Origin of the sequence: Leptospira neocaledonica, assembly GCF_002812205.1 — a bacterium.
GTDB lineage: Bacteria > Spirochaetota > Leptospiria > Leptospirales > Leptospiraceae > Leptospira_B > Leptospira_B neocaledonica.
Genome location: NZ_NPEA01000004.1, coordinates 314583 through 340706, shown reverse-complemented (window position 1 = coordinate 340706; position 26124 = coordinate 314583). Strand labels below are relative to the sequence as shown.

At 39.8% G+C, this 26124-nt stretch carries 29 protein-coding genes and 3 tRNA genes; 21 read left to right on the top strand and 11 right to left on the bottom strand.

All coding sequences use genetic code 11. The annotated features are described in order from the left end of the window. The first annotated feature begins 5 nt into the window (after positions 1 to 5). The 3 genes from CH365_RS08755 (at position 6) to CH365_RS08740 (ending at position 4905) form a co-directional block, all read left to right on the top strand. Positions 6 to 1727: an alpha-glucosidase gene (locus CH365_RS08755; RefSeq protein WP_100768289.1), complete on the top strand. Its 1722-nt coding sequence runs from the start codon at positions 6 to 8 to the stop codon at positions 1725 to 1727. Between the two features lie 322 nt (positions 1728 to 2049). Next, on the top strand, positions 2050 to 3066 hold the full coding sequence (locus CH365_RS08745; RefSeq protein WP_125226304.1) for a hypothetical protein: 1017 nt from the start codon (positions 2050 to 2052) through the stop codon (positions 3064 to 3066). A 111-nt stretch (positions 3067 to 3177) separates the two neighbouring features. Beyond that, on the top strand, positions 3178 to 4905 hold the full coding sequence (locus tag CH365_RS08740; protein WP_100768184.1) for an acyl-CoA dehydrogenase family protein: 1728 nt from the start codon (positions 3178 to 3180) through the stop codon (positions 4903 to 4905). 213 nt (positions 4906 to 5118) lie between these two features. Here CH365_RS08740 and trxA read toward each other — a convergent pair whose 3' ends face one another. Together trxA and CH365_RS08730 are read right to left on the bottom strand one after the other, a co-directional pair. Continuing rightward, positions 5119 to 5424 carry a thioredoxin gene (trxA, locus tag CH365_RS08735; RefSeq protein ID WP_008591489.1) on the bottom strand — a complete coding sequence of 102 codons (306 nt, stop codon included), beginning with the start codon at positions 5422 to 5424 and terminating at the stop codon, positions 5119 to 5121. 129 nt (positions 5425 to 5553) lie between these two features. Further along, the gene (locus CH365_RS08730; RefSeq protein WP_100768183.1) at positions 5554 to 6465 is read right to left on the bottom strand and encodes a TIGR01777 family oxidoreductase; all 912 of its coding nucleotides are present in this window, start codon (positions 6463 to 6465) and stop codon (positions 5554 to 5556) included. A 137-nt stretch (positions 6466 to 6602) separates the two neighbouring features. Here CH365_RS08730 and CH365_RS08725 point away from each other — a divergent pair, with 137 nt between their 5' ends. From CH365_RS08725 to CH365_RS08715, 3 genes are all read left to right on the top strand, one after another. Continuing rightward, on the top strand, positions 6603 to 7199 hold the full coding sequence (locus CH365_RS08725) for a hypothetical protein (RefSeq protein ID WP_244283075.1): 597 nt from the start codon (positions 6603 to 6605) through the stop codon (positions 7197 to 7199). A 17-nt stretch (positions 7200 to 7216) separates the two neighbouring features. Further along, positions 7217 to 8020: a CPBP family intramembrane glutamic endopeptidase gene (locus CH365_RS08720; RefSeq protein WP_100768182.1), complete on the top strand. Its 804-nt coding sequence runs from the start codon at positions 7217 to 7219 to the stop codon at positions 8018 to 8020. Between the two features lie 81 nt (positions 8021 to 8101). Continuing rightward, positions 8102 to 8998 (top strand): bifunctional helix-turn-helix transcriptional regulator/GNAT family N-acetyltransferase, encoded by an 897-nt coding sequence (locus CH365_RS08715; RefSeq protein WP_100768181.1) that lies wholly within the window; start codon positions 8102 to 8104, stop codon positions 8996 to 8998. 270 nt (positions 8999 to 9268) lie between these two features. On the opposite strand, the gene CH365_RS08710 is transcribed toward CH365_RS08715, so the two are convergent. From CH365_RS08710 to sppA, 7 genes are all read right to left on the bottom strand, one after another. After that, positions 9269 to 9344 (bottom strand) — tRNA-His (locus CH365_RS08710). Between the two features lie 6 nt (positions 9345 to 9350). Beyond that, positions 9351 to 9427 (bottom strand) — tRNA-Arg (locus tag CH365_RS08705). A 22-nt stretch (positions 9428 to 9449) separates the two neighbouring features. After that, positions 9450 to 9521: transfer RNA gene (locus CH365_RS08700), tRNA-Pro, on the bottom strand. Between the two features lie 35 nt (positions 9522 to 9556). Beyond that, the gene (locus CH365_RS08695; protein WP_100768180.1) at positions 9557 to 10270 is read right to left on the bottom strand and encodes a tetratricopeptide repeat protein; all 714 of its coding nucleotides are present in this window, start codon (positions 10268 to 10270) and stop codon (positions 9557 to 9559) included. After that, the gene (gene surE, locus CH365_RS08690) at positions 10271 to 11023 is read right to left on the bottom strand and encodes a 5'/3'-nucleotidase SurE (protein ID WP_100768179.1); all 753 of its coding nucleotides are present in this window, start codon (positions 11021 to 11023) and stop codon (positions 10271 to 10273) included. A gap of 8 nt (positions 11024 to 11031) precedes the next feature. Beyond that, entirely contained in the window at positions 11032 to 11634 is a 603-nt protein-coding gene (locus CH365_RS08685) for a hypothetical protein (RefSeq protein ID WP_100768178.1), read from the bottom strand. 7 nt (positions 11635 to 11641) lie between these two features. After that, on the bottom strand, positions 11642 to 12607 hold the full coding sequence (gene sppA, locus CH365_RS08680) for a signal peptide peptidase SppA (protein ID WP_100768177.1): 966 nt from the start codon (positions 12605 to 12607) through the stop codon (positions 11642 to 11644). Between the two features lie 300 nt (positions 12608 to 12907). Here sppA and CH365_RS08675 point away from each other — a divergent pair, with 300 nt between their 5' ends. The 7 genes from CH365_RS08675 (at position 12908) to ompL47 (ending at position 18027) form a co-directional block, all read left to right on the top strand. Next, the gene (locus CH365_RS08675) at positions 12908 to 13387 is read left to right on the top strand and encodes a hypothetical protein (protein WP_125226303.1); all 480 of its coding nucleotides are present in this window, start codon (positions 12908 to 12910) and stop codon (positions 13385 to 13387) included. Positions 13388 to 13512: 125 nt separating this feature from the next. Continuing rightward, positions 13513 to 14190 (top strand): hypothetical protein, encoded by a 678-nt coding sequence (locus CH365_RS08670; RefSeq protein WP_244283074.1) that lies wholly within the window; start codon positions 13513 to 13515, stop codon positions 14188 to 14190. 144 nt (positions 14191 to 14334) lie between these two features. After that, entirely contained in the window at positions 14335 to 14796 is a 462-nt protein-coding gene (locus CH365_RS08665) for an SAM-dependent methyltransferase (protein ID WP_100768174.1), read from the top strand. A gap of 78 nt (positions 14797 to 14874) precedes the next feature. Next, the gene (locus CH365_RS08660) at positions 14875 to 16023 is read left to right on the top strand and encodes an Acg family FMN-binding oxidoreductase (protein WP_244283066.1); all 1149 of its coding nucleotides are present in this window, start codon (positions 14875 to 14877) and stop codon (positions 16021 to 16023) included. Between the two features lie 5 nt (positions 16024 to 16028). Then, positions 16029 to 16373, top strand: a complete 345-nt coding sequence (locus CH365_RS08655; RefSeq protein ID WP_100768172.1) for a DUF488 domain-containing protein — start codon at positions 16029 to 16031, stop codon at positions 16371 to 16373. Then, positions 16374 to 16856, top strand: coding sequence for a hypothetical protein (locus tag CH365_RS08650; RefSeq protein ID WP_100768171.1), 483 nt, complete (start codon positions 16374 to 16376; stop codon positions 16854 to 16856). It abuts the gene before it with no gap. 130 nt (positions 16857 to 16986) lie between these two features. Beyond that, positions 16987 to 18027 carry a multi-beta-barrel domain surface protein OmpL47 gene (ompL47, locus tag CH365_RS08645; protein ID WP_100768170.1) on the top strand — a complete coding sequence of 347 codons (1041 nt, stop codon included), beginning with the start codon at positions 16987 to 16989 and terminating at the stop codon, positions 18025 to 18027. A 117-nt stretch (positions 18028 to 18144) separates the two neighbouring features. Here the strand turns inward: ompL47 and CH365_RS08640 are convergent, their stop codons facing one another. Further along, positions 18145 to 19383: a hypothetical protein gene (locus CH365_RS08640; protein WP_100768169.1), complete on the bottom strand. Its 1239-nt coding sequence runs from the start codon at positions 19381 to 19383 to the stop codon at positions 18145 to 18147. Then, entirely contained in the window at positions 19380 to 20279 is a 900-nt protein-coding gene (locus CH365_RS08635) for a FecR family protein (RefSeq protein ID WP_100768168.1), read from the bottom strand. The genes CH365_RS08640 and CH365_RS08635 overlap by 4 nt, the downstream gene beginning before the upstream one ends. A 178-nt stretch (positions 20280 to 20457) precedes the next feature. On the opposite strand from CH365_RS08635, the gene CH365_RS08630 reads away from it, so the two are divergent. The 8 genes from CH365_RS08630 (at position 20458) to CH365_RS08595 (ending at position 26123) form a co-directional block, all read left to right on the top strand. Continuing rightward, the gene (locus tag CH365_RS08630; RefSeq protein WP_100768167.1) at positions 20458 to 21156 is read left to right on the top strand and encodes a hypothetical protein; all 699 of its coding nucleotides are present in this window, start codon (positions 20458 to 20460) and stop codon (positions 21154 to 21156) included. A gap of 86 nt (positions 21157 to 21242) precedes the next feature. Next, positions 21243 to 22061: a hypothetical protein gene (locus CH365_RS08625; protein WP_244283064.1), complete on the top strand. Its 819-nt coding sequence runs from the start codon at positions 21243 to 21245 to the stop codon at positions 22059 to 22061. Positions 22062 to 22567: 506 nt separating this feature from the next. Continuing rightward, the gene (locus tag CH365_RS08620; RefSeq protein ID WP_100768166.1) at positions 22568 to 23095 is read left to right on the top strand and encodes an acyl-CoA thioesterase; all 528 of its coding nucleotides are present in this window, start codon (positions 22568 to 22570) and stop codon (positions 23093 to 23095) included. A 79-nt stretch (positions 23096 to 23174) separates the two neighbouring features. Beyond that, the gene (locus CH365_RS08615) at positions 23175 to 23624 is read left to right on the top strand and encodes a MarR family winged helix-turn-helix transcriptional regulator (protein ID WP_244283063.1); all 450 of its coding nucleotides are present in this window, start codon (positions 23175 to 23177) and stop codon (positions 23622 to 23624) included. Positions 23625 to 23693: 69 nt separating this feature from the next. Next, positions 23694 to 24092 (top strand): MORN repeat-containing protein, encoded by a 399-nt coding sequence (locus CH365_RS08610; RefSeq protein ID WP_100768286.1) that lies wholly within the window; start codon positions 23694 to 23696, stop codon positions 24090 to 24092. Continuing rightward, positions 24089 to 24799 carry a subclass B1 metallo-beta-lactamase gene (gene bla, locus CH365_RS08605; protein ID WP_100768164.1) on the top strand — a complete coding sequence of 237 codons (711 nt, stop codon included), beginning with the start codon at positions 24089 to 24091 and terminating at the stop codon, positions 24797 to 24799. The genes CH365_RS08610 and bla overlap by 4 nt, the downstream gene beginning before the upstream one ends. A 69-nt stretch (positions 24800 to 24868) precedes the next feature. Further along, positions 24869 to 25459, top strand: a complete 591-nt coding sequence (locus CH365_RS08600; RefSeq protein WP_100768163.1) for a glutathione S-transferase family protein — start codon at positions 24869 to 24871, stop codon at positions 25457 to 25459. Positions 25460 to 25595: 136 nt separating this feature from the next. Then, on the top strand, positions 25596 to 26123 hold the full coding sequence (locus CH365_RS08595) for a hypothetical protein (protein ID WP_100768162.1): 528 nt from the start codon (positions 25596 to 25598) through the stop codon (positions 26121 to 26123). The last annotated feature ends 1 nt before the right edge of the window (position 26124 follow it).

Below are 26124 nucleotides of genomic sequence, written 5' to 3'. Positions count from 1 at the left end.
CCAGTATGGATTCGGGCAGTCGTTCCACAGTCACTTCTAAAAGAAAAAAAGAAGCCACAACATCTGTTAGGTCGATCAAAAAGCCTAATCTTCCCCGCCGCGGTAAAAAGATGGACGCGGACTGGTGGAAGAACGCAGTCGTTTATCAGATTTATCCAAGAAGTTTTAAAGATGCGAATGGGGATGGTATCGGCGATTTAGAAGGTATCATTCAAAAATTAGATTATCTGAACGACGGAACTCCGAACTCCCTCGGCATTGACGCAATCTGGCTTTCTCCTATTTATCCATCTCCTATGTATGATTTCGGATACGATATTTCGGATTACGAAAGTATCGATCCTGTCTTTGGAGACTTAGAAACATTTAGACGTTTATTAAAAGAAGCGCATAAACGTAAGATCAGGATCATCATGGACCTGGTTGCGAATCATACATCTCACCAACATCCTTGGTTTTTAGAATCTAAATCTTCCAAAGACAATCCTAAGAGAGATTGGTATATTTGGAGAGATCCTATAAATGGAAAACCTCCTAATAATTGGATGGGAACTTTCGGGGGAAGAGCCTGGACCCTAGATAAAACTACAGATCAGTATTATTATCATTCTTTCTTAGCGGAACAACCGGATTTGAACTGGAGAAATCCAGAAGTTAAAAAAGCGATCTTCTCTATGGTCAAAAATTGGCTGGATTTGGGAGTAGATGGTTTCCGTCTGGATGTTGTAAATCTATTCGTTAAAGATTCAGAGTTAAGAAGTAACCCTCGCAAACGATGGATCGCAAGACCATTCGATCAACAAAATCATATTTATGATCGTGATCGTCCGGAGATGCACGATATCTTAAAAGATCTCAGAAAACTTTTGGATTCGTACGGAGATAGAATGTCCGTAGGAGAAGTGATGATGGAGCCGCCAGGCACAAGCGCACTTCCTGCTTCTTATTATGGCCCAAAAGGTGACGAACTTCATCTGGCATTTAACTTTGCTTTCTTTTACACTCCTTGGAAGGCCGAAAAATTCAGGGATGTTATCAAAGAATGGGAGAAGTATCTCCGAGATAAAGGTTGGCCGAATTATACATTAAGTAATCATGATTTCCGTAGGCATATCTCTAGATATTCCAAAGGAAGAGAGACCACAGCTCGCGCAAAGATCGCAGCTCTAATGCTTTTGACTCTAAGAGGAACTCCGTTCTTATATTATGGCGAAGAACTTGGAATGATGGACGAAAGAGTCCCTAAAAATCGCATCCAAGATCCTGTCGGAATCAGATACTGGCCGGTCTATCCAAGTCGAGACAATTGTAGACTCCCTATGTGTTGGTCTGGAGATGTGAACGGAGGATTTAGCAAGGGAGAACCTTGGCTTCCCGTTTTTTCCAGATACGAATCCGTAAACGTGGAAACTCAGTCCAGATCTATCGAAAGTTTATTAAATTTTTATAAAAAACTAATATGGCTCAGAAAAGGGAATGAGATCCTGAAAAAAGGGACTCTTGCCCTGGATTACGATTCTCCTCCCGGTGTTTTGCAATATACCAGGGAATTCGAAAAGAAAAAATGCCTCATCATTTTGAACTTTGAGAATGAATCCAAAAAGATCGTAGCAAATGCGAACCGCACCGCTCAGATACTTATCTCTACTCATAGAAAGCCGGAGAAAATGGAAATCCCTGTGGTATTCGAGATCGCTCCATATGAAGGTTTGGTTTTAGAATATTAAGGGTTTGAAATTTCGAAAAAACGCGAAATTGCCCTTTTTAAATTTTTTCACCTCCGGTTTTTATTTATCCTTAAAATCGGATCGTCTTTCTGTCTGAATTTTACGATTTCGGAATAACTCCATAATAGGGGTTTCTCGAATGAAATATTTGGCCGTTTTACTCTTCTTTTCTTCCTATAGCGTTCTCTTTGCTCAATCTGCATCTCCTTGTCTTGAACCGGAGAGTCTACCTTCGAAACCGACAAAAGTTTTGGTAAAGCGAGAAGATCCATCAATTCTAAGAAGGGAAAACGAGGAACAATTCCTACTCCCAATGGATTTTATGAAATCCAAAACAAAAAACGTAAAAATTCCAACCGAAGTCAAAGAAGGAATTTTCATAACGGTTACTTATATTCATTCCATATGTAAAACGTCTGCGTATGATCAGCTAAGATTGGATCAGGAAAGAAAAAAGGAATTATTGAGAATTTTTCCTAAACTGGACAAGAACACGTTAGTGGAATGGAAAGAAACAAAATACGACTCTTGCGGTGAAAAAGAAAATACTTCGGATAAATTTCACGGCTTCGCGATACATTATAGACCAAAACCTTCTGAAGAAACATGGAAGAAGGAAAAAGATATTCTATTCGGAAAAAAACCAGAACGTTCCGTTGAAAGTCGCTCCGAATCTTGTGTTGCCGAATCGGGAACTTCTCCACAATTCCAGAAGGACGAAATCGTTTCGAAAGTTTTAGAAAGAAAAAAGGAATGGGATGGAGCGATTGTAGGGGATCTTACCGGAAGTATGTTTCCTTATACGCAGCAATTATTCCTTTATTTCAAATTACAGACTCTTAAGAAGATCGAAAAATTTTTCGTTTTTTTCAATGACGGGGATAATACTCCCGATGGGAAAAAAGTGGTGGGAAAGACCGGAGGTATCTATTTCCAGAAATTGAAAGTATACGAGGAATTGGAAAAATTAGCGAAGGCTACGATCAGCGGAGGATACGGAGGTGACGGTCCGGAAAACGATATCGAAGCATTGATCAAAGCGCAAGAGGTTTGCCCTGATTGTAAAGAGCTGATCTTAATTGCGGATAATTTTTCAACAATGAGAGACTATTCTTTGATGGGTAAGATTCAAAAGCCGGTAAGGGTTGTACTATGCGGCTCCTATGCAGGAATTAATACGGAGTATCTAGATCTAGCTAGAAATACGAAAGGATCTGTTCATACAATAGAAGAGGATTTGGAAAACCTGATGGAGTTGAACGAAGGTCAAACGATTGAATTGAACAAAAAAAAATATGTATTGGAGAAAGGCAGGTTTAAACCGATCCGATCCATTTAAAACGAACGACGTTTAACGAATTTTACTTATATTAGAAAATTTAAAAAATAGTCGCAGTTCGTATGATTTACCCTAATATAGTTTTAAGTAAGATTACTATTAGGGAATTATATGAATCATCCACTACGTTTAGCAGAAAACCCGGGTTTATCTTCTTACGACTTAACCGGTTATAAAGGAAATAGAGGTAAAAATTTTTACGAAGAGGACAAGATCCTCCAGAGAGTGATAGAAAGATATTCTTCCGATTATAAACCGGATCATAAAAAAGCCATGTTGGATCATCTCAAAGGTTATGGAGAGTTGGTCGGTGGAATTTTAGACGAACTCACAGAGGCTTCGCATAAGGAAGGTAAATACGGAGAAGTAGTAAAATACGATCGAACCGGAAATCGTATAGACCATATCGCTTATTCTCACGAACAAAAACTTTCCAGAAAAATCTCCTATGATTACGGAATTGTTAATTTAGATTTTCATGATGAATGGAAATTTCCTTTTACGGATCTTCATAGACAGGCTTTGACTTATCTTGCCAACCAAAATGGAGAAGGTGGAGTAACCTGTCCCTTAGCAATGACGGAAGGTATGATACGAGTTCTGCAGGGGATCGGAACAGAAGAACAGAAAAAAAAATATCTTCCTTTAGTAGCTGGGAAGGGTTCCTATTCCCATTTTATGGCGGGACAATATGTGACCGAAAGAGTGGGCGGAAGTAATGTAGGCGCAAACCGCACAATCGCACGCAAAGGTGAGAATGGAAAATGGATCCTGAATGGAGAAAAATGGTTTTGCTCCAATCCCGGAGATCTTTGGGTCACAACGGCAAAGATAGAAGATACCGAAACAGTAGGATTATTCTTGGTTCCAAGGATCAAAGATAATGGTGAGCTGAACGGTCATCATATATTAAGAAAAAAAGATATTATAGGCTCAAAAGGAAAACTCACAGTAGAGATAGTGTATGAGGATCTGGAGGCCGAGGCTTTAGGAAGACCTGCTCACGGAATTGCAAACCTCATTCGTTATGTGATCCGAACATCTCGGGTTCATGTGGGTCTTGCCGCTTCGGGAATGTCCAGACGGGCTTTCATGGAAGCTAGAGAATATTCCAGATACAGAACAGCTTATGGTAAGAAGATCCAGGATTTTCCCGCTTATTCCAGAGAACTCGCAGAAATGAGGATCTTGTATGCTGCTTTGGTCATGCCGATTTTTCGCGGGATTGATTGGACTCAAAAGGGAATTTTAGCGGAACAAATCTCTACTCCTCTAATGAAATATAGATCTTCTTCTCTTTCTTCTCAGATCACTCATAGAGCGATCATGGCATTAGGCGGTTCTGGGATCATCGGCGATTACACTTGTTTGCCAAGACTTCATAATGATTGTATCATCAATGAAACTTGGGAAGGTACTCACTTGATCATCACAGACCATGCACTTGGTGCGATGAATCGCGCAAAGATTAGAGATTCTTTCGTTTCCGAATTAAAGAAAAATTTTGACTCCGCTAAAAAATACCCCGAACTAAAAGCGGCTGCTCAGTTAGGAGAAGATCTTTTATTCGATTGGAATAAGAGCATTGAAGAAAAGCCAAGAGAATGGAAGGAAACTTATAGAGTGGATCTTTCCGACCAGGCTTACGGGGCTCTTGTTCTTTCCGAGTTTTTAGAGCAGGCGGTTTTTGATAGAGTGTCCGGCTCTAAAAGATCCAGATTCGATTCTTTTGCAAAAGGTTTCGGGGCTTTCCTATTTAGGACAATTCCAAAAGCCACGGGAGATTATGATTCTTTCCGTTTGGAACAAGAAGAAGTGGATGAGATCGTTAACTGGTGATTTTCACCGCGACAGCGATACGTAGAATGCGATAGCAGTCACGGCCGATAAGAATTATATTCAGGATATTGAATATGTTTTGCCGTGATCGGAGCGAATGCGTAGTTCGTAGTAGCGCGGCCCTCGCGTGAGCGGGGGAGTCGCCCAAGAACTTGCTGCGGAAGGAATCGCTCCAATAAGTTGCGAGTTTCCTCCCGTAGCGTGAATAAAATTTTAAGCCAATTTAGGGGCAAAAACTTTCTCCATGTGTGCCTGTGGAATTGCTCCCACCACCTTTTCAGCGATTTCTCCACCTTTGAATAACATCAGAGTCGGAATGGATTGAACTCCGTATTGCTGAGCCAATTCAGGTTTTTCGTCTATATTGACTTTTACTACGGTGACTTGGCCTTGGTGAGCTTGTGCGAATTTTTCCAGCTCAGGGGCTACCATTTTACAGGGACCGCACCATTCGGCCCAGAAATCTACTAGGATGGGTTTATCATGAGTTTTGAGAAGTTCGTTAAATGAACCAGGCATTGTGTTTTCCATACGAAGATTAGACCCATTCTAAATCGAATCGGACAATCCGTTTTTGGAGGTTTGGAGAATTTTTCGAAAAACTTCATGGTCCCGCGCGCTCGCGGGCTTTAAGAGTTTGAGTGGATTTTAGCCTAGTAAATTTCGAAGCGCTGCTTCCAGATTCGGGTATCTGAATTTATACCCCAGTTCTTGGAGCCTTTTTGGCACCACTCTTTGGCCATGTGTTGCCACGATGGCACCTTCGCCGAACGCGAGTGAGAGTGCGAAAGAAGGCACTCTAGTGAATGAAGGTCTTCCTAGAGTTTTTGCCAAAGTTTTACTGAACTGCTCATTGGAAAGAGGTTCAGGGGATACTATATTGAAAGCTCCTCTTGCTTCTTCTTTTCTGATGAGGAACATAATTGCAGCGAGCTGGTCTTCGATATGGACCCAAGAGAGGATTTGGTTTCCGCTTCCGATTGGGCCGCCCGCAAATAATTTGAATGCAGGCAACATTGTGGCCAGTGCTCCACCTTCGGTGGTTAATACGACTCCAGTTCTTAATAGAACTGTTCGGATACCTGCTTTTTCCGCTTCTAAGGCTTCTTCTTCCCAATCTTTGCAAAGGTTTCCTAACTCGTCGTCCGCTGCAGGACTATCTTCGTCGAAGGGCGGTGTTCCCGCATCATACGATCCGTAAATTCCGATCGCGGAAGAATTGAATAATGTTTTGGGCGCGAAGTCACCTAAAGAGGTGAGTCTTCCGACTAAATCCCTGGTGAAATCTACACGAGAAGAACGAATCCTTTGTTTGTATTCAGGAGTCCAGCGAACCCCCGCGATTGGTTCTCCTGCGAGGTTGATAAGAACATTGACTCCTTCTAAATCTGCTCTGGTGGGGAGTGAACCAATTCTAACGTCCCATTCTGAAATTCTTTGGAGTCTAGGCGGCAATTTTCCACTTCTACTGAAGATGCGGACTCTATGTCCTTCTGCCTTCAAGCGGATCGCCAACATGGATCCTATGAGTCCCGTGCCGCCGGTAATTCCAATAAGCATTTCGCGAACCGCCTTTTTTGAAATTTCTTTCCGAGATCATAATTCGAAATCGGTTTTCTTTCGACAAGAAGAAAGGAAATCCTTCTTGCTTCTCGGTTAGGAAATCGGCATCTTTGGATGCAGTGGATTTTTTTAAATTGAACGCCGTTTCAAAAATTTGGGCAGCCGTTTTTGTCGCCGGGCTGGCTTTTTCTAATTATTATTTATATTCTACCACGAGTTCCAAGTTGGAATCCTATAAATCAGAGCCTCCTTTTTTACGATTCGATTTCACTGACTCCTATTTGGTGGATCGTTCTTCTCAGGCGCCTTATTTGGCCGACGGGAATTTGGATACGGAGTGGAGAAAGTTAAGACCTTCTTCCATGAAAATGGATTTTGATTTGGAACTCAGACTTTCTCATCGTCTGAAGTCCGGGGTTTATATTCCGACCAATTGGAAGGGTTTGAAAGTAATCGCTTGCTCTAAAAATACTCCACCTCTTTCTCTCAAAGTTTTAGAAAGAGAAGCAATCAATGTGGATAAGGAATCCAGGCTTCCCAACGACACAGAATATAGTTCTATCGTTTTGGATTTTTCCGGATCCGAAATTGCAACGGTTCTTTTGAAGAAGGATGCGGATTCTGTTCCTCAAAAAGAATATCCGAACGGGATTTGGATTTGGGCAGTGCAAGGTACTTTTGAAACTGTTGGTCCTGATTCTTGTATTAGAGATATCCAACTCTTTGAATAAACTTTTACGGTGATCATATGAGCTTTTCTGAAACCGGCAGGATCGATTTACCAGAATATAAAGCTCGGAGCCGCGAAAGTTTTTTTACATTTGTATCCGTCGCCGTTTTCAGCATCGCAGTTTTTGAAGAAATCCGGACCTTATTTATAGTTCCTATTCTGCTCCTTCTTTTCTTGCTAATCGGGTTTCAATTCAAATGGAAATCATTATTCTATCTAAATATCCCATTATTCGTATTATCTTTTATTAATATATTTCCTTATGCCAAAAATCTTTGGCCTGGAACATTGATTGTTGCTTTAATTTTTTACTTCCTATTTTTTACAAAAATTCGAAAGACCGGACTATTGCGTTGGTGGACTAAGGGGGAAGTTTCCAAACAGGTTTTAGGATTTTCTGTTCTATTTATTCTGTCCGCAAGTATCGCTTTATTTTTTTGGTTTTATCTTTTGAATCCTGATATCAGCGATATCAAAGAGAATTTTCCAAAGGGAGACGTTCCTCTACTTATCGCGGCAGGAATCGGCTTTGCTATCTTAAATGCGGCGGCAGAAGAGTTTTTATTCAGAGGGATCTTGTTTGAGTCATTACTGAGCGCAAAGTTTTCACTTTTTTGGGCTCTCGTTTTCCAGGCTTTCAGTTTTGGGATCTTACATCTACATGGATTCCCGAGAGGCTGGGTAGGTGTCGGACTCGCTGGGATTTATGGTTTGATGACGGGGCTTATCCGAATTTTGAGTAAGGGAATTTATTACCCGGTGCTAGTGCATATTTTTGCAGATATTACGATAGCGATTATTGTTTTGTTTTTTACTAAATGATCCAAGGTCTACTATAGATTTCCTTTCTCGTTCTTTGGATTTATAGTTGCTTTTAGCAACTATTCTGAATATTATTTTCTTATGAAAGATTATGTAGATTCTATTCGTGAATTTAATAGATATTATACGAACGCTTTGGGGCTTTTAAATAATCATTTCTTAAACAGCGACTATTCTCTGACCGAAGCTAGATTATTATACGAGATCGGACATTCTAAAAATACTACTGCGGGCCAACTGGTTCGTTTATTAAATTTGGACAAAGGTTATCTAAGCAGAACGATCCAACAATTTGAGAAGAAGGGGATCCTAAAAAGAACTCCTAAGAGAGACGATTCTCGTATTCTTCATTTGGAATTAACAAAAAAAGGAAGAGAAGTCTTGTCCAAATTGATCGTTGCTTCTAATTCCCAAATCGGAGGTTTGATCGCAAATTGTTCGGAGCAGGATAAAAAGGAACTAGTCTCTTCTATGAATTTTGTTATTAGAGTCCTATCCAAGGAAGTATCTCCCGTAATCTATCGGGAAGCAAGAACCGGCGATCTAGGTTATATGATCCACAGACAAGCAGTATTGTACCGAGACGAGTACAAGTTTAATGATTCGTTCGAAGAATATTTGATACTGGGAATGTCGGAATATCTAAAACATAAAACCGAATTCGATAAGGTTTGGGTCGCGGAAGTGGACGGAAATATTGCAGGAGCTATATCTATCATTCACTCCGACAAGAATCTTTCCCAGATCCGTTGGTTTTATACGGAACCGAAATTTAGAAATTTAGGGATCGGGAAAAATTTACTAAAACTTGTAGTGGATTATGCAAAATCCAAAAACGTTTCTATTTTTCTTTGGACCTTGAGCAATTTGGATGCTGCTAGAAATTTATATAAACGTTTCGGTTTTGTTCGTTCCGAATCCAAAGCGAATCAGATTTGGAAAAAAGATTTAACGGAAGAGAAATGGGAGCTGGGATGAACTATGCTTGCTTCAAGCCTCAATTTCTTATTAAGCTGATTTGATTGTTAAAGATTAGAGGAAAATTGGGGTGAACGACGGGGCTTGCCGTTACGCAGTCTCGCATCCTGCTCGACTTGGCTCCACGGCGTCTTTTGCACTCGCTTCGCCATCCTGGCTCGCGGCGCGTTTGCGACGCTCTCTACGGATCGCTGCAAACGCTTGCGTGCAAAAGCTTCAAGCCTCAATTTCTTATTAAGCTGATTTGATTGTTAAAGATTAGAAGAAAATTGGGGTGAACGACGGGGCTTGAACCCGCGACAGCCAGAACCACAATCTGGAGCTCTACCAACTGAGCTACGTCCACCATGTTTGGTGACCCGAGAGGGATTCGAACCCCCGACCCACTGCTTAGAAGGCAGTTGCTCTATCCAACTGAGCTACCGAGTCTTTTGTTTTGTAAAAGAGGGATTCGGGATGACAGGAGTTGAACCTGCGACCCTCTGTACCCAAAACAGATGCGCTACCACTGCGCTACATCCCGGATCGAAGTCCATGATTTCGCGGAAGGGCGCAGTGTCAAGTCGCTTGTCTATTTGTTTGAGCTAGTTTTTTCAGATGCTCCAAAATGATGTCTTCCATGGGAGCTTTGGTAATGGCTTTTTCGAAGGCTTTTCTGGCCTCTTCCTGTTTTCCCAATTTGCTGAGCAGAACTCCAAAAGAATCCAAATAGGCTGGATTTTCAGGATCCAATTGCAGAGCCCTCTTGATATTTTCCATGGCCAGTTTGAGCTCTTCCGGATTCGGTTCTTTTCCCTCTAAAAGCAGATATGCCACCGAATTTAGGCTGTTTTTTTGCTCGGGTCTCAGTCGTAGAATTCTGAGGTGAGTCTCAATTGCGGCTTTTGTGTCCCCGGATTTTTCCAATGCAGATGCTTTTAGGGAAAGAAGAATGATATCATCGAGTGAAAGTTTGAGACGTTCTTCCGTTTTTGCCAGTGCGGTTTTATAATCTCCGGTCCGGATCAAAGAATAGATCATCATTCTAAACGCGTTATCTCTTTCGGAAAATTTAGGAAATTCTTCCAATAATTCCTCTATGATGGAGACACATTTTTTGTGATTTCCGGTCCTGGAACAGCATATTGCAAAATTATAAAGTAGTTCCGGATCCTTTCCTGTTTCGGACATTTCCCGATCGATCAATGTAAGAGCGATCGTATAATTCTCTTTTAGGATTTCAGTGAAAATCCTTCTTTTAGCTGGGATTTTTCTCGGAGTTTTCTTTTCCATTTACTTCGATTTGACCCGGATCCTTTTTTTAAAATCTTCCAATTCAAGGGAAGAAGTTTGATCTAAACTTAAAGGAGTGATCGGTATTTTTCCACGGAAGAATATATCGAAATCAGTACCTTCTTCAGGAACATGTCCTAGGTCAGATCCTCCTAAGAAAAAGTCGGAGATCCCGCCTATGATCGGTTTAGATTCATAAGTATCGACATAGGTCCTTCTGCCCAACTTAGCTAGTTCTATAGAAGAAAGTGAGTTCTCGAATTTTTCAGGAATATTAATATTATAAACAGTTCCTGGAATAAATTCCTCGATCCATGAATTCAGAATTTCACGGACCAATTCAGCTTCTTTAATATAATCGTAGTTTTTATCCCAATTTCCGGAACTGACAGCCACACTTTTTCTATTGTGAATGGCGCCATGTCTTGCGGCACCTACAGTTCCGGAATAATGCACGTCATGCCCCATATTCACTCCTCGGTTGATTCCGGAGAGAACCAAGTCGATTTTAGGGAAGATATTTCCATGAAGTCCTATGTTCACGCAGTCTACAGGAAATCCGTCTACGATATAATGGTTTTCATTCACTCTTTCCACTCTCAATGAATCATGAATGCTCAACGCCATAGAAGTTGCAGATCGTTCTTTTAGAGGGGCAATCAAATAGGTATTATGTTCTTTTCCTAAAACTTTTTCCAAAGCAAGGATCCCGTTGGAGGAGATCCCATCGTCGTTGGTAATTAGAATATTCATATTATATGTTACGGAAGAGAAGGATTGAAAGATGTGATCATCGCTGAATACATCGATAATGGCAGAAAGAATGTCACAAGGAATGTGAAAATATTGATACGAAGGGAATCCTTAAACTTCAGATCGTAAATATAAGAAGTCCCTCGAACCAGCACAGTCATAAACAATCCGTAATGGATGGAATACAAAGTAATCACTCCGAATCCGCCTTTTACTCCTAATTGTGCCAGAAGAATGGCCCAAGCAGCGTTTGAAATAAAAAGAGAAAGAGAAAGACTCACAAATCTAAAAGTAATATTTGCATTTCCCTTCTTCCCGCTGGACTGAGCCAATCCATCGACAATAAATGCGATCGCATAAGGTAAAAGTATGAAGAATAACAAGTGGGTCGCCGCTGCAGTAGCGAATTGTCCGAAACTTCTGCCGGTGAATGGAGGAGTGATAAAAACATAACCTGCTCCTGCGCTCGCCGAAGCAAGTAGAAGAACTAAGATGCCGACTACTTTGAGGGGATAGGTTCCCCAAGAAGAAATTACATTTTCCACTCGAAACGGTTCGAATAATACCGCATCTAAAAGATCTATAAATCTGCTGAATAATTCTTTCAACACAGGATGATTACCATGCCATCGATTGAGGATATAAAACTAAAACTGGAGAACGTTTGAGTTCCTGAAGAAGTGCTTTTTCTCCGCCAAAAAATCCTCCAGACTTCGCTTGCATAAGCTGGAAGAACCTGTCCCAAGGATTTACTTCTTCTTCGAATAAAGGGAGAGTCCCGTCATAATTACAAAGTTTAGAAAGTTCCGCTAAGGCTTCTCTTCTGCCGCCTATATCATCCACGAGTTTATTTCGGAATGCATCTTGCCCTGAGTAGATCCGTCCTTCTGCCAATGCTTCTACAAATTTCACCGTTTGGTTTCTTCCTTTAGCTACATCTTCTATAAATTCTTCGTATGTATCGGAGAGCATTTTTTGGATCATCGCATCTTCTTCCGGAGTATTGTCTCGGAAAAGAGAAAGTGAATCTTTGTATTTTCCTTCTTTAAAAGTGCGGACTTTTACTCCGTATCTTTCTAAAAGCCCTTTGATATTCGGCGCGATCGCAATTACTCCGATAGAGCCGGTCAAGGTTCCGCCTAACGCGAAAATTTTATCTGATGCAGAGGCTATATAATATCCACCGGAAGCAGCGATATCCTTCATTGATACCACAACCTTTTTGTTTTTCTCTTTTCGTAGATACATTAGCTCTTTATAGATCTCTTGAGAAGCGCCGACGGATCCCCCCGGTGAGTTAATCTCAACCAAAATGCCTACGATATTGGTGTCGTCTTCTATCGATCTAAGCTGTTCTAATATGGTTTGAGCTCCTGCAGAATCATAGCTGGAATGTCCTGAATGGATCTCTCCTTCTATTTTGATTAGAGCTGCTCCCAATCTGTCGGTCCCGAATCCGGAACCTGCATCAACTTTCGTTAGTTTGGAAGAAGATACATTGGATACTAAATTGATAAGTCCAACGAACAAGGAAAGGATGGTGACTACAAAGGTGACTGCTAATGCGATACGATTTCGGTCCACAATTAGAGTGGATCTCGGTACCGATCCCCTGTCAATGAAATAGCGGGGTTTGTATATCCGATTTGGGTAAGGTCCAGTTTATGGGAATAGCAAAACAAAAGTTTTTCTACGAATTTCATTTGCCATACTTATTAAAAAATTGAGTATGGTGTTCTGATTTTTCCTATGATGAAGGGTCCTTTGTTTATAAAGTTTTTATTCTTAATTCTTTTTTCTTTAACTATCCAAAATTGTTCCTCATTTGGAGAGGTTGTCATTTTTCGGGACAGCTTTAAAAAGGCTCATATAGTTAATCTAAAATTGTCTCTAGAATCGCATGAGATCCAACCGGACAGTTGGAGTCTTTATAAAGTGATTTTGGATTTTACCAGAGAGATCGGCATTGAAAAGACGGTGCCAACGATCGTTCGATTTAATGTCTACGGGTCACGCTTGGACAATTCACTTGAAAGGACCGGTTTTATCAGAATAGGAAATAAAAATGAAAATCTAATTTTCGGGAATCTCACGTCTCAAGCAATTACAACAACGAGTTATAGGGCCGGAGGAGTGGATAGTGCTGGAAAACAGGTCGCCGGAGGTGCAAGTACTAAGGTGAACAGGGAGTTCACTGGAACATTCTTATTAACTCTTGAGCAAGAGAAAGAAATCCTATCCTCGAAAAATTTAGTGATTCGATTTTATGCAGGAGCTTGGCCCGTTACTGTTTCATTCCAAGAAGATGATTTAGAAACTTTAAAATATTACCTGAGGGCAAAGCCTGGAATGGAGCAGGATTGACATTTTTGTATATTATTAGTTCGGAATAAAGTATAAATCTAAAGATATTTCCCCTCATAGAACGTTATCCAAAATGAGATAACGTTCTAATTCAATTTATTATCATAAATTTCGAAAATACTCTCTTGACCTGTCGCAGATTTGCAGGTGATTGGATTCTATATATAAATTGGAGGATCAACTTGTTTAAAAGAATACTCATATTACTCGTTTTATTATCCGCTATGACTGGATGTATGTTCGGCACAGTAAGGGTTACAAAGGATAATTTTAAGAATACTCATAGCGTAAATTTGAAATTGCAACTTAAGGCAGAAGAATCATATCCAGGTACTCTTATCGATTCATTTCTAACTAAATATGTAGTTGAGATGGATTTTACTAGAGAAATCGGTAAGGAAACTCTGGTTCCAACAGTTACGAGAGTAAAGGTACATGCAACAACCATGAATAATCCGATTGAACGTAGTGGTTTTTTGAAAATTGGTGAAAAGAGTATACCATTAGCGTTCGGAAATGTTTCATCGCAAACTGTAACTACTGTTTCAACTAGCACTAACTCGACTCCTAATTATGGATACAATCCATCAACTTCTGCTTCCGGAGGAGTAAAAACTAGTGCAAGCACTGTGCTCCATCTTAATGCCACCTTCCTTCTTAAAAGGGAAGATGAAGAAGCTATATTAAAGTCTAACGGGTTTGCTATTCGTTTATATTCAGGAGCCGAACCAATTACAGTTCCAATTGTAGAAGATGATCTTGAAAAATTCAAAGAATACCTAACCACAAGACCGGAAGACTGAAACTAAACCTACCTAACGCGGGGCCGGTATTATCTGCGGCCTCCCGCTTTCTCACAATATTTTAAACGACTTCGCTTATTAATTTCTTGCCTAAGCGTGTTTTCATTCGTCTCTTAAGGCATCCTTTCGGATAAAGAGGCTTTTATGGAATTTACGATTCGGCCGATCGCAAAGGTCTCGAACTCAAGATCGGAGGTGCAAGACGATTATTGGGCAGAAATCGTTTCCGAGATCGAGTTAGAAGATAATATTCCCACTGAATCCTTGGATGGGATCGAAACATTTTCCCATTTGGAGATCATCTATATCTTTCATAAATCCATCGGAACGGAACCTGTGTTAGGCAGTGAACATCCTAGGGAAAACAAAAGATGGCCTAAAGTTGGTATCTTTGCTCAAAGAAAGAAAAATCGTCCGAATCATATAGGATCTACGATTGTGGAACTTCTAAGAAGGGACGGTAAAAAACTTTTAGTGAAATACTTGGATGCGATTGACGGAACTCCTGTTGTGGATATTAAACCCGTGATGCGTGAATTTTTACCTATGTCCGGGATTACTCAACCGGATTGGTCCAAAGAGTTGATGATAAATTATTGGGAATAATTCTGTCGAATTGGATTGACTTGGACTTAATTTGCCTTAGGTTTTTCGGCCATGGTTTCCATTAGTCGAAAAACGTTTTTGAAATATGGTATTAGTTTCGGAGTCTTTCTCTCAACCTCTCAGGTTTTACAATATTGTAAAAGTTCTTCCAAAGACAGATATGATTATGAAAGAAAGAATCCATTCGATTCCGGATTTCTTTCTGAAAATATTTCTCCAATCCTGAAATCGCTTCGGATCGGGATCACTGCTCCGAACCCTCATAATGTCCAACCTTGGAAATTCAAAATTATAGATGATCATTCTGCACTTTTGTTTGTGGATGAAAAACGTTTATTAAAAGATACCGATCCCAGTTTTAGGCAGATCCATATTGGCCAAGGAACCTTCCTAGAAAACTTAAGTTTAGGAACTCAGGTATTAGGATATTCTACGGAGGTTTCCCTATTTCCGGAAGGGAAATATACGATTGCAGATATCGGCAAAAAACCGATCGCTAAAATTGTTTTGATCAAACAAGAAGATCTTGTCCGAAATCCTTTGTCTGAATTTATTTCGGATAGAGTAACTCGAAGAAGTATTTATGAAGGAGAAGATCTAACACAGGAAGATTTTGAGAAGATCCGAAAAGACTCTGCTATTTTGTATTCTGAACTGAAATTTATTCCCAAAGCAGGATCGGAAAAATTAAGAAAACAATTAGTCGCTGCGATGCAGATGGAAACCGATACTTATAATACGTACGAAGAATCCAGGATTTGGTTTCGCTATAATGACGACGAGATTGGAAAATTCAAAGACGGACTTTCTCTTAGAGCAACAGGAGTTTCCGGTTTGAAATATTATTTTGCTCGAAATTTTTTCTTAAAACCTGGAACTGAAAGTTGGCATTCTCCTGAAAATAAAAAAGCAGGAATGGATATGTTCGCTTCTCAGGTAGAAAGTTCAAAAGGATTTATTTTTTTGAAAACGGATCAAAACGAGATTATTGATTGGATCCAAGCAGGAAGAGATTATCTTCGTTTGCACTTAGCTGTCACTAAAAGTGGATTTTCTCTTCATCCGATGAGCCAGATTTTGCAGGAATATCCCGAAATGGATCCTATTAGAAAAGAATTAGAATCTTCTTTAAAACCCGGAGAAAAGATCCAGATGTTGGTTCGTTTGGGCATGAGTGATTATCACTATTATAGTCCGAGAAGAGATACGAAAGATTTTCTCTTATAAATTCGATGGAGATAAAGATTAAAAGAGTATACGAAGTCCCTTCTAAAGAGGATGGGAAAAGAATTTTGGTGGATCGTCTTTGGCCCAGAGGGATTAGCAAGGAATCCGGTAAAATCGATCTTTGGTTGAAAGAGATCTCTCCCAGTAACGAACTTAGAAAATGGTATAGTCATGACCCGCAACATTGGGCCGAATTCAAAAAAAGATATTGGGCAGAATTAAAATCGAATCTGGAAGGATTAGAAAAATTAAAAGTTTCCTTGGATGAAAAAGTGATCACCTTTTTATATTCTTCCAAAAGTTTGGAATATAATAACGCGATCGCTCTAAAGGAATTTTTGTCGAAATAAATGAATATACTCAAAAAAATCCTATTTTGGTTTGGGGACCTTCTGTTCTTACTCATTCCGTTTTGTATTGTTCTCGCCGAAGCGGGCACTTGCACCCACGGAAATGGCGGCATTTTTCTTTTATTCACCCAAGCAGCTTTTGCAGTTTCCATATTATCTCTTTTTCTAATATGGTTCGGGATTCCTTCTGGAGGTTTGGTCGGTCAAGCGCTCGTATCTTTTCCATTCTTGCTCTGTTTGTATTTTTATATCGCCTACATTCCTGTTTATTTCGTATATTCTACATTACAAAATCACGATTTATGTGTAGTGATCGTTTCCGATCTTACTTTATATAATTCTACGGATGCGGTTGAGAATGGGACCCCAAGTTTGTTTTCCAGAGCCTATGCTATTTTGATGTTATTGCCTGTTTTAGGTAGTTTTTTACCTGTTTATAAATTTTGGAAGGCTGGGTCCTTCTCCAAAAAAGAAAAGAAATAGAAGTTTTTCTCCTCAGTCGAATTGAGGAAATTTAGCCTGAATTTTTCGAATTTCTCATAAAGAATGCGAAGATTCTGTGGATTTTTTGTCGTCAAACAGTGATAACACTAATTTTCCATTGGAGAAAAGAATGAATCGCAATCCCTTATGGGTCCTTCTAGCAACTTTGCTAGTCTCCAGCGCTATTTTCGCTCAAACTTCGCCAGGTACGACCGCTCCTCCGAAATCCACCACACCTAAGGCAGAAACTACTAAACCATCCGGAACAGAAAGAGAATCGTCGTCTGGAGAAAAACCGGATCTATATATCAATTCCCAATCATCCTTCGAATTCAACTCAAAGGATGAAGGTTCCACAGTGGATTATATCGAATACAAGATCGGATCGGGGGATTACACTAAATATGTTTCTTCCATCACATTAGTAAGAGAAGGTTTGACTAAGATCACTTATAGAGCGGTAGATAAAGCGGGAAACAAAGAGCCTGAAAAACATTTTAACGTTCTTGTTGATAATACTCCACCTTCTACCAAGATCACTCCGAGTGCGGCACTTATAGTTCATGAGAATACGAACTATGCTACAAAAACTTTGACTTATTCCGTTACCGCTCAGGATAACCTGGCAGGTGTTCAAGATATCAAAATTTCGATCAATGGTTCCGAACCAAAGGTGTATGATGGTAGACCAATCCAGTTGGAAAAAGCGGGAGTGAATACTATTAAGTTTTCTGCAACTGATAAATCCGGAAATACTTCTACTGATTCTGTTTTGGCAGTGACCGTCGACCAAGAGAAACCTTTGGTAGAACTTTTCGGTTCAGCGCTTGTTACCGTAAAAGATAAAATTTTCGTAAAAAGCGGGAACGCATTTACTATTAAAGCTTCCGATACATTATCCGGAATTAAGCAGATCTTTTACAAAATAGATTCCGGAGAATGGAAGTCCTATGCAGATCCTGTTTCCGTAGAAGCACAAGGAAATCATACGATCGAAGCTAAGTCGGTAGATTCCGTAGGTAATGAAAGCGAAGTTAAGAAGATCGCCTTTATAGTGGATACCACTCCTCCTGAAACTAAAATCCAAAAAGTGGATAATAAACCGAGCGCTCCTGCTCCGGCAGCCAAGCCTGCAAGTCCTTCTGCTTCTTCACCAAGCACAGAAAATTAGAAACCAAAAGGGATCCGTTGAAAATACGGGTCCCTGCCTCTTTCCTCATTTATAGTCTACGTCATACACTTTTTAAAAATCGGCCTTTTGTATGAGGTATTATAAAAAGTTAATAAACTATTTTTCTTGGAGTTCTGATCCGGTCTTCTGCCAATCCGGTCGTAATGCGTTTACTTTAATTTTGAACTCTGCACGGTTTCCTACTCTGTCCGAAGTAAATACCGTGACAGAATGAATTCCTGCGTTGAACCCTATCGGATTTTGATAGGGTTGGACAGGACCATTACCAATCTTATATTCCAATTTTGAAAGTCCTGACCCAGTTCCTGGATCTTCACAACGTATTGCTATAAGGCCATTTTCTTTTAAATAATAGATCCCATCTTCTCTTAGTTTTCCTTCCGTAGGAGCGAATAGGCATACCGGATGTTTTGCATCTATTAACAAAGGGATCTCGGATTGGATATAATTTCCTGCTTTGTCATTTGCTTCCCAACGAAGAATAGAAAGTCCGTCAATGTCTGCGGACGAAATTTTAATCGGCTTCTTAGCTTCTTCTCCGGAAAGAGTTAGATTTACTTCAGCCCCGCTTCCATCTCTTGCAGCAAGATTGATTGTGATCTCTTCCATTCCGGCTCCTTCTTCGGTAACTTGTAATGTAAGTTCTGCTCCGGATTTTATTTCTATTAGGCCAGATTGTCCCTTCTTTTCCCCGATTAAACGGACTTGAGGTGCGGTCGTGTCTTTCAGATATTTTGTTTTTTTAGGTGTTTCTTTATTTCCTAATATATCTTCGGAGTAAAATTCCACCTCGTTCCAACCTTCTTGGGAAAGAGAAATAGATCCTTCATACTTCTGCCATTCCCCTCCATTAACACGATAGTAAGTGGAGACAGGAACTTGCTTTTGCGAATTTGGAGATCCGGGAGAATTGGAAGAAGGTCCGCTTGTTTTAGGATCACCGAGTGAGATTCGCAATTCTTCGGAAGAAGCGACTACTGTAGAAGGTCTTTCTACTTTTACTTTAGGTGCTGCAGCAAATTTATCCGCCAAAGAAATTATGGGAGAAGATACTCCTCTCGCGCCATCCACATTTATTCCAACAACGCGTACGTAAAATTTGGAATCTTGAGAATTGAACTCGTAACGGAAATTTTTGGTCTTATAAAAATGATGAACTCTTAAAAAATCCCTATCTTCGGAAAGTTCTAATAAATAACTTTCAGCGCCTTGGCTGGGCTTCCAACGAAGGCTCACTCTCTGTTGTTCTGAAAATGCCTCTCCTGAAAGAAGAAGCAGGAAAGATAATAAAAATGAAAATTTATATTTTATAATATTCCGATCCAGAATTCTCACTCTAACTCAACCTTTTCGGGAAGTTTTTCCGGTTTGGAAGGAGCCTGTCCTTTTACCACAGTAGTTCCGAATCCTGCAGGGACCGCTACTGTTTTTCCTTCGGCGGAGACTTCTAATTCTCCTTTGTAACATCCTACCGTAGTATTTTCAGGATCTGGAGCATTAACATATAATTCTGTTCCTCTTACTCCTACTACTGCTGTAGGAGTGACTACCATAAATTTGCGGGTATCGTCTCCCGGTTTTTTAGGAGGAACCTTTGCTTCCAGATATCCCGATTTGAGTTCAAGAATTCCTCCATCCTTGTTCAGTTTGTATTCTGAGATGGATTCAGAAGTCGTTTTTACGATCCTAGTTAAAGTTTTTTCTCTGAGTTCTACAACGGTTCCGTTTTTGGTAAATATGATCTTAGAAGAAGAACCTTGTCCTGTCTGGACCCAATCGTCCATATTCAATAATTGGTCTTTAGAAAGTTTGGACCAGCTTGCGGGAAGTCCGGTCGGAGTAAAATCTCTGGAGAATTGGACCTGTCCCTTCTGAAAATCGGCTACCGCCACAGGGCCTGCATTCGGTTTTATAATTTCACCGGTAGCAGAGATGGTGTCCTTTCTTAAAAAGCCTGGAATCAAAAGTGTGGTGCCTTCTCTAATCAAAGAAGGGTTTGGAATTTCATTATATTTTAATAATTCTTTCCAGTTCCTTGGATCTTGTAGAAATTCCTTTGCGATCTTGGATAAAGTATCATTTTTCTTTACCTTATATTCGAAAACGTCTTCATGTACACCTTTTTTAGGCTCCGCAAGTACTCCGATCAGAGAAACGGAGATGAGTAAGATTGCAAAAAATTGAAAAAGTTTAGATCGGGAGATCAAAAAAGGGAATTTCTGGAAAGCCATGGTTTATCCTGGGAAACTAGTTCTATCCTAGTATTAGAAGGGAATCTTGTAGGAATTCCAACAAAATACGGCGCTTAGGCGAAAAAGGAGATGTAAGAATTGGTCGGAATTTCGAGGAAAATGATTGCCTTATTTTCTAAAATTCCAATGATTTGGGCCTCCTTTTTAGGGATCGTTAATGTCGGCTCATCTCCCACCACTTGTTCCAATAGTTTTCGGTTCTACTGTATTTGCTATTTTAGGATATTTTTTCTCTCTTGTTTTAGGCTCTCGAAAAAATTGGATCGGTTCTTCTTTGATCCTATTGGCATTAGCTGCATGGCTTGTATTACAAGGAATTTTAAGCGGGACTGGATTTTATCTAGTCACTGATTCTTTTCCCCCCAGATTTTTATGTATGGTTGTCCCGCCAATCTTGCTTCTACTTTTACTTTTTGTTTTTCCTTCTAGTAAGGCTTGGATGGATCAGATCCCAGGAGAAAATTTAACTTACTTACACCTGGCAAGAATCCCTGTGGAACTTGTTTTATATTGGTTGGCAATGTATGGTTGGGTTCCGATCAGCATGACATTTGCAGGTTGGAATTTCGATATTTTGATCGGACTAACCGCTCCGATTGCGGCTTATTTTATTTTGAATAAACCAATATCTTCTAAAAATTGGATTTTGTTTTGGAATATAGTAGGTCTTGTGTTCTTATTGAATATTGTGATCTTGGGGATCTTATCCGCACCTGGTCCTTTCCAAAAATTGTCTTTTGAAAGACCGAACACTGCGGTTTTTCAATTTCCGTACGTATGGCTGCCTTCTTTTATAGTTCCTTCTGTTTTATTCGCTCATCTTGTTTCTATTCGCAGAAGATTTGTTGCGAGTTGAATTTGGACTTTTCTCCCAAAAATTCGTATTCTAAAATAGTAATTTCTCTTTTTTACATATTTCTATTTACTTTTTGTTTCCCGGACATGATCCGTAAGAAGAAAACAGAAAACGAATGGTTTAAGCTTGAAAAGGTTTTTTATAAAACGGAACCTAAGAAGATAGAAATTTTCATAAAAGGTACGGTAAAAAATCCAGCTCTGATAAGTTTGGAAGGGTTTGAATTAAATGAAAATTCTTCCGATGTTTTATTATTCCAGCATGAAAAGCCGCTTTCTGTTGGATCTGTTCTTTTGAAATTTAGGGTAGAAGCTTCCGAAAACAAAGATTGGATCCGAAAGGTTGGGACGACTCATAAATGGGTCCGAGTCACATTAAAAAACGATAATGGTCTAATCACTCATTTGCAAACAGAAATTTCTGTCCACGAATCCGATAAAAAACAATTCAGAAAAGATCTTTCTTTAGATGCAGAAGGGGAGTTTATTCGTTTGGATGGACGAGACTGGAAATTGATTTCAGATGTGGATAGAATGGATCAGGCATTATTGCAGTACGTGCCCAAGTCGGAATCTTTATTGTTCTGGAATGAAATGCTTTCCATTCATGTTTATAAGGTAAGAGTATCTTCTCCTTCCGAAATTTATTCCTTATTGGAGTCTGGTAAGAAAAAAGAATGCCCGAATATTCTTTGGAATCTGGAGTCTGAAAAATCAGGGAAAATTTCTTATTCTTGGGAACATTCAGGTTGTGGAAAACAATCCACTTCTTCTCAAGTTTCTAAATTGTACAAGGGAGAATTCGGAATTTATAATATTCGATATGATAGAAGAGGGAAAATGGTTCCCGAAGATAAAATACGATGGTCCGAATTGTTAGATCTTCTGCCTTCTAAGTTGGATTGAGATTTTCGAGGTGAATTTATAATCTTTTGTAGGAGTTCCTACATGAGTTAAGGGCGGCCCCCGCCCTGCGTTGGGTTTGGGGGGAGTGGCTCGTGGGAGAGCTGGCATTTCCCTATCACAAAATCATATTTTTTTCAAACGAAATTTATGACATCCAGTTGTAGGAGCTCCAACAGCAAAATTTTTCATTCACGATTTCCGCGAGAGATCGAGCCGGGGTCACAAAAATCGCAAATGCGATTTTTTGACCGGAGGCGAGAGCTCGGTCCGAGCTTGTTTGGTGCGCCCTCGATAAACGCCTCCGGCTATCTCGGGCTCGCTCACTCCTTATGAGTCGTTTGCGAGGACGCGGCCAAGCCCCAAAATTGTGGATTTTTGTTGGAATTCCAACAACGTGAGAAGAGATTTTTTGCCTTGACCGAGATTCGGAAAAGTCCAATCCATGTAATTACACATGTGTAGTTACATATATGTAAATGCACATTATTTCTCTTAGGAGATTCGGTATGGAATTGACGATAGATAAGCCGGTGCTTTCCCCTCATAGTTTTGCTAGGATACGTTTCCAAGATTGTGATCCTTTCGGTCATTTGAATAACGCGAGGTATATGGATTACTTCTTAGAGGCTCGCTCGGAACAGTTGAGGGAAACTGCCAATTTTGATTTTTATGAATATGGATCTAACTCTGGTAAGTCTTGGGTGGTTAGTAAGGTAGAGACTCAATATTTGGAACCGGTCAAACAGAACGATGTCGTAAAAATTGTGACCCGTTTGATCAAGTTGACTCCTGCAACGATCCATAACGAGTATCTGCTTTTAGATAAAGAAGGAAGTCGTTTGAAGGCAGTTTTGAGAGCTCAGTTTTCTTTTATTGATCTGCAAAAGGGACGTCCCGTTCGTCATGATCAAGAAATGATGTCTTTTTTAGGGAGCTTCATATTTGATGAGCCCGGTTTGGAAGACGGTTCATTTGAAGATAGGGTAAAACAGTTGCGGAAACAAGTATCGGAGGGAAAATATTCCCAAGACTAATATTCTTTTTGCTCCTATGTCCAAGAAGCTTCAAAATACGACCGCTCGGAAGTCCGAAAAATTTCCGAGCAAAGCGGATATGTTAAGCGCGGGTTTAAGTTGTGTGAACTTTAATCTGCGTAGGGCATCCCGCGCGGTCACTCAATTTTATGATAGGGAATTGGAGAAGGCGGGCCTTACTTCTCAAAGATTCAGTTTATTGCATACTCTTGGTGCCACTGATGGCCTTGGTCTCGCGGAATTAGCGGACCTTCTCGTTTTAGATAGAACTACTTTGATCCGTAATTTAACTCCTTTAGAAGAGTTAGGTTACGTTGCGGATGTCCCTTCCGAAAATAAAAGAGCTAGAAAAGTGATCTTAACGCAAAAAGGTTTGGAAGCCTTGAGAATTGCTTATCCGATCTGGGAAGAGGCACAAGCAGCGGTTACGGAAGCCATGGGAGAAGACGATCTGAAAAGATTATTAAAAAGGCTGAATTCAATCGTTCGTAAAAGGAATTTCAAAGAATTTTCCAAATCAGAATATTAAATCCGAAGTGTTTAGTTTATTTTTCTATAATATAAAATTTTAGAGCTATACTTGATTTCTGAAAAGGCAATGAACAAAAACTTTTACCCCGTCCTGTTGATCCCTGTAATCCTATTTTTTGCTTATTATTTTTTTTCTCCTAGTTGTATTTCCGGAGATTGTAAGAACGGGATCGGAACCAAGGTTTTGTCCGGATCTTATCGTTATGACGGTAGCTTCCTGAATGGTTTAGCACATGGTAAGGGCAAACTTGTTCTTGGAGGAGTTGAGTCTTACGATGGCGACTGGAACCGCGGGAATAAAGAAGGAAAAGGAATTTACAAATATGCTGACGGAACAGTTTATGAGGGCGATTGGAAATTGAATAAGAGGAATGGTTTTGGTAAATTGACCGACTCGGAAGGGAATCTGATTTACGATGGGCAATGGAAGGATGATGGTCAGGTTCTTGCCAAAATTTCACAATGAAATATATAATTTTTCCATTCATTATATTTTCATTTTCCGTTTATGGAGAAGGGCCTAAGGTTCAGGTCTCAGAGATAGGAAAAAATATCTATGTACATACTTCTTATAAACTTTTAAAAGACGGCTATTTTCCTTCTAACGGGCTTGTAATCGAAACGGAAGAAGGTGCGGTTCTTGTGGACACTGCTTGGGGAGAAGAACAAACTTTCGAACTTCTGAGCTGGGTTTCTAAAAATTTGAAAAAGCCTGTGATCGCAGCTATTATCACTCATTTTCATGAGGATCGAGCCGGAGGGATAGAAGTATTAAAAAAAGAAAATATTCCTACTTACGCAGGGATAAGAACGATTGCTATCTTGAAAAAGGAAAAAAAATCCCTTCCTGAAAAAACCTTAAAAGATAAGGAACCTTTAGTATTTGGCAAAACTAAGATTGAGACTTTATTTATTGGTGCTGGTCATTCCGAGGACAATTTAGTCGTTTGGCTTTCGGAATCTAAAATTTTATTTGGCGGTTGTTTGGTAAAAAGTATAGAAGCAAATGATATAGGAAACACTAAAGACGCAGATCTTAAGGAATGGCCTAAAACAATTCGCAAATTGGAAAAGACGTTTCCACAAATTTCTATCTTAGTTCCCGGCCACCAGTCTTGGGGAGGAAGAGAAAGTCTGAAGCGAACTTTGGAGTTGTTAGAAGTTCCTAAATAATTTTTTCATTGCGGATCTTCACTTAACGTTTAGGTTCGTTTAGATATTGAATTATTTAGGCGACCAAGCATGAGAGTTTATGGTACCTCCGTTTCTGGGAATTGTTATAAGATTAAACTGTTCTTACAATTATTGAAAATTCCTTATGAATGGATTGAGACTGATACCAGAAAAGGTGAGAGTCGAACACAAGAGTTTCTTCTTAAAAACCCGGTTGGTAAAGTTCCTCTGTTGGAATTGGATTCAGGAGAATTCCTCTCGGAATCTAATGCGATCTTATACTTTTTAGCAAAGGGAACGAACTTCTTCCCGAACGATCTTTTGGTGCAATCTAGAATATTTCAATGGATGTTCTTCGAACAATATAGCCACGAGCCTTATATTGCTGTGAATCGTTGGCTAATACATTTTCAAAACAAAAAGGATGATCCTAAAATCTCCGGAAATCATATCAAAGGATTGGATGCTCTTCGGATCATGGACGATCATCTTGCTAAAAATCAATTCTTCGGTTCGGAGGAACCGAGCATTGCGGACATTTCTCTCTTTGCATATACACATGTGGCGGAAGAAGGTCATTTTCCTCTTTCTGATTTTCATAACCTGAGTTTTTGGATAAGAAGGGTAAGAGAGATCCCGGATTTTATTCCGATATACTGAAAGGTTTATATCGGAATGTATATCTCGAGAATGGGAGAAGTGTTCAAGTATGCTTTTCTAAATTCTCCTTGATTCCTAACTTTTGGTTTCCATATTCTACCGTTAAGATTCGGCCGATCCGATCCCGGCGAAAAAAATGGCGAAATATTCCTCTTCCAAGATTTTACTAACGTGTGGCGCCACAGCTATTCTTATCATTTTGGGGATTTTTCTATATTCTTCCTTTCGGAACGGCTCTGAAATTCCGGTTTTTACGGATCGTTTTGAATTTAAGGGCCTAACACAGGCCCAGGCGGAGAAGTTTGGGATACTTGGCGTTCCAAATGGTGTTTCGGATTACTTTATCAAACGTTGTGGCTTTAGAGAATCTTGGGTGGTTTTCTCTAAATATAAGGTAGAAGGTTCCGAGTTTAGAAAAACAATTTTGGAACGATTTAAAAATCATCCCGGCTTAAATCACAGATTCGATTCTTATCCAAGTGATTGGCCTGAAAATTTTGACCAAGGAAATTGTAAACCTGATTGGTGGGAACCTTGTTCGAGAGGATTTTGGGCGGAAATTTCCAAGGACCCTCCTGTTATATCTCATAGGGACGGGTTCTATCTCTGCGAAAGCGGCAAAGAACTCAGGTGGTTCGTTTTTCATTTTAGAAATATCCTATAAT

What these genes read in the sequence shown, in the direction of transcription:
- surE (WP_100768179.1), bottom strand. Translation starts at nt 11,023, where the DNA reads ATGAATATTCTAATTACCAACGACGATGGGATCTCCTCCAACGGGATC.
- CH365_RS08595 (WP_100768162.1), top strand. Translation starts at nt 25,596, where the DNA reads ATGGCGAAATATTCCTCTTCCAAGATTTTACTAACGTGTGGCGCCACA.
- CH365_RS08720 (WP_100768182.1), top strand. Translation starts at nt 7,217, where the DNA reads ATGAGCTTTTCTGAAACCGGCAGGATCGATTTACCAGAATATAAAGCT.
- CH365_RS08730 (WP_100768183.1), bottom strand. Translation starts at nt 6,465, where the DNA reads ATGCTTATTGGAATTACCGGCGGCACGGGACTCATAGGATCCATGTTG.
- CH365_RS08650 (WP_100768171.1), top strand. Translation starts at nt 16,374, where the DNA reads ATGAATATACTCAAAAAAATCCTATTTTGGTTTGGGGACCTTCTGTTC.
- CH365_RS08625 (WP_244283064.1), top strand. Translation starts at nt 21,243, where the DNA reads ATGATCCGTAAGAAGAAAACAGAAAACGAATGGTTTAAGCTTGAAAAG.
- CH365_RS08740 (WP_100768184.1), top strand. Translation starts at nt 3,178, where the DNA reads ATGAATCATCCACTACGTTTAGCAGAAAACCCGGGTTTATCTTCTTAC.
- CH365_RS08745 (WP_125226304.1), top strand. Translation starts at nt 2,050, where the DNA reads ATGAAATCCAAAACAAAAAACGTAAAAATTCCAACCGAAGTCAAAGAA.
- CH365_RS08655 (WP_100768172.1), top strand. Translation starts at nt 16,029, where the DNA reads ATGGAGATAAAGATTAAAAGAGTATACGAAGTCCCTTCTAAAGAGGAT.
- CH365_RS08610 (WP_100768286.1), top strand. Translation starts at nt 23,694, where the DNA reads ATGAACAAAAACTTTTACCCCGTCCTGTTGATCCCTGTAATCCTATTT.
- CH365_RS08620 (WP_100768166.1), top strand. Translation starts at nt 22,568, where the DNA reads ATGGAATTGACGATAGATAAGCCGGTGCTTTCCCCTCATAGTTTTGCT.
- CH365_RS08715 (WP_100768181.1), top strand. Translation starts at nt 8,102, where the DNA reads ATGAAAGATTATGTAGATTCTATTCGTGAATTTAATAGATATTATACG.
- CH365_RS08630 (WP_100768167.1), top strand. Translation starts at nt 20,458, where the DNA reads ATGTCGGCTCATCTCCCACCACTTGTTCCAATAGTTTTCGGTTCTACT.
- trxA (WP_008591489.1), bottom strand. Translation starts at nt 5,424, where the DNA reads ATGCCTGGTTCATTTAACGAACTTCTCAAAACTCATGATAAACCCATC.
- CH365_RS08600 (WP_100768163.1), top strand. Translation starts at nt 24,869, where the DNA reads ATGAGAGTTTATGGTACCTCCGTTTCTGGGAATTGTTATAAGATTAAA.
- CH365_RS08615 (WP_244283063.1), top strand. Translation starts at nt 23,175, where the DNA reads ATGTTAAGCGCGGGTTTAAGTTGTGTGAACTTTAATCTGCGTAGGGCA.
- bla (WP_100768164.1), top strand. Translation starts at nt 24,089, where the DNA reads ATGAAATATATAATTTTTCCATTCATTATATTTTCATTTTCCGTTTAT.
- CH365_RS08755 (WP_100768289.1), top strand. Translation starts at nt 6, where the DNA reads ATGGATTCGGGCAGTCGTTCCACAGTCACTTCTAAAAGAAAAAAAGAA.
- CH365_RS08665 (WP_100768174.1), top strand. Translation starts at nt 14,335, where the DNA reads ATGGAATTTACGATTCGGCCGATCGCAAAGGTCTCGAACTCAAGATCG.
- CH365_RS08695 (WP_100768180.1), bottom strand. Translation starts at nt 10,270, where the DNA reads ATGGAAAAGAAAACTCCGAGAAAAATCCCAGCTAAAAGAAGGATTTTC.
- ompL47 (WP_100768170.1), top strand. Translation starts at nt 16,987, where the DNA reads ATGAATCGCAATCCCTTATGGGTCCTTCTAGCAACTTTGCTAGTCTCC.
- CH365_RS08635 (WP_100768168.1), bottom strand. Translation starts at nt 20,279, where the DNA reads ATGGCTTTCCAGAAATTCCCTTTTTTGATCTCCCGATCTAAACTTTTT.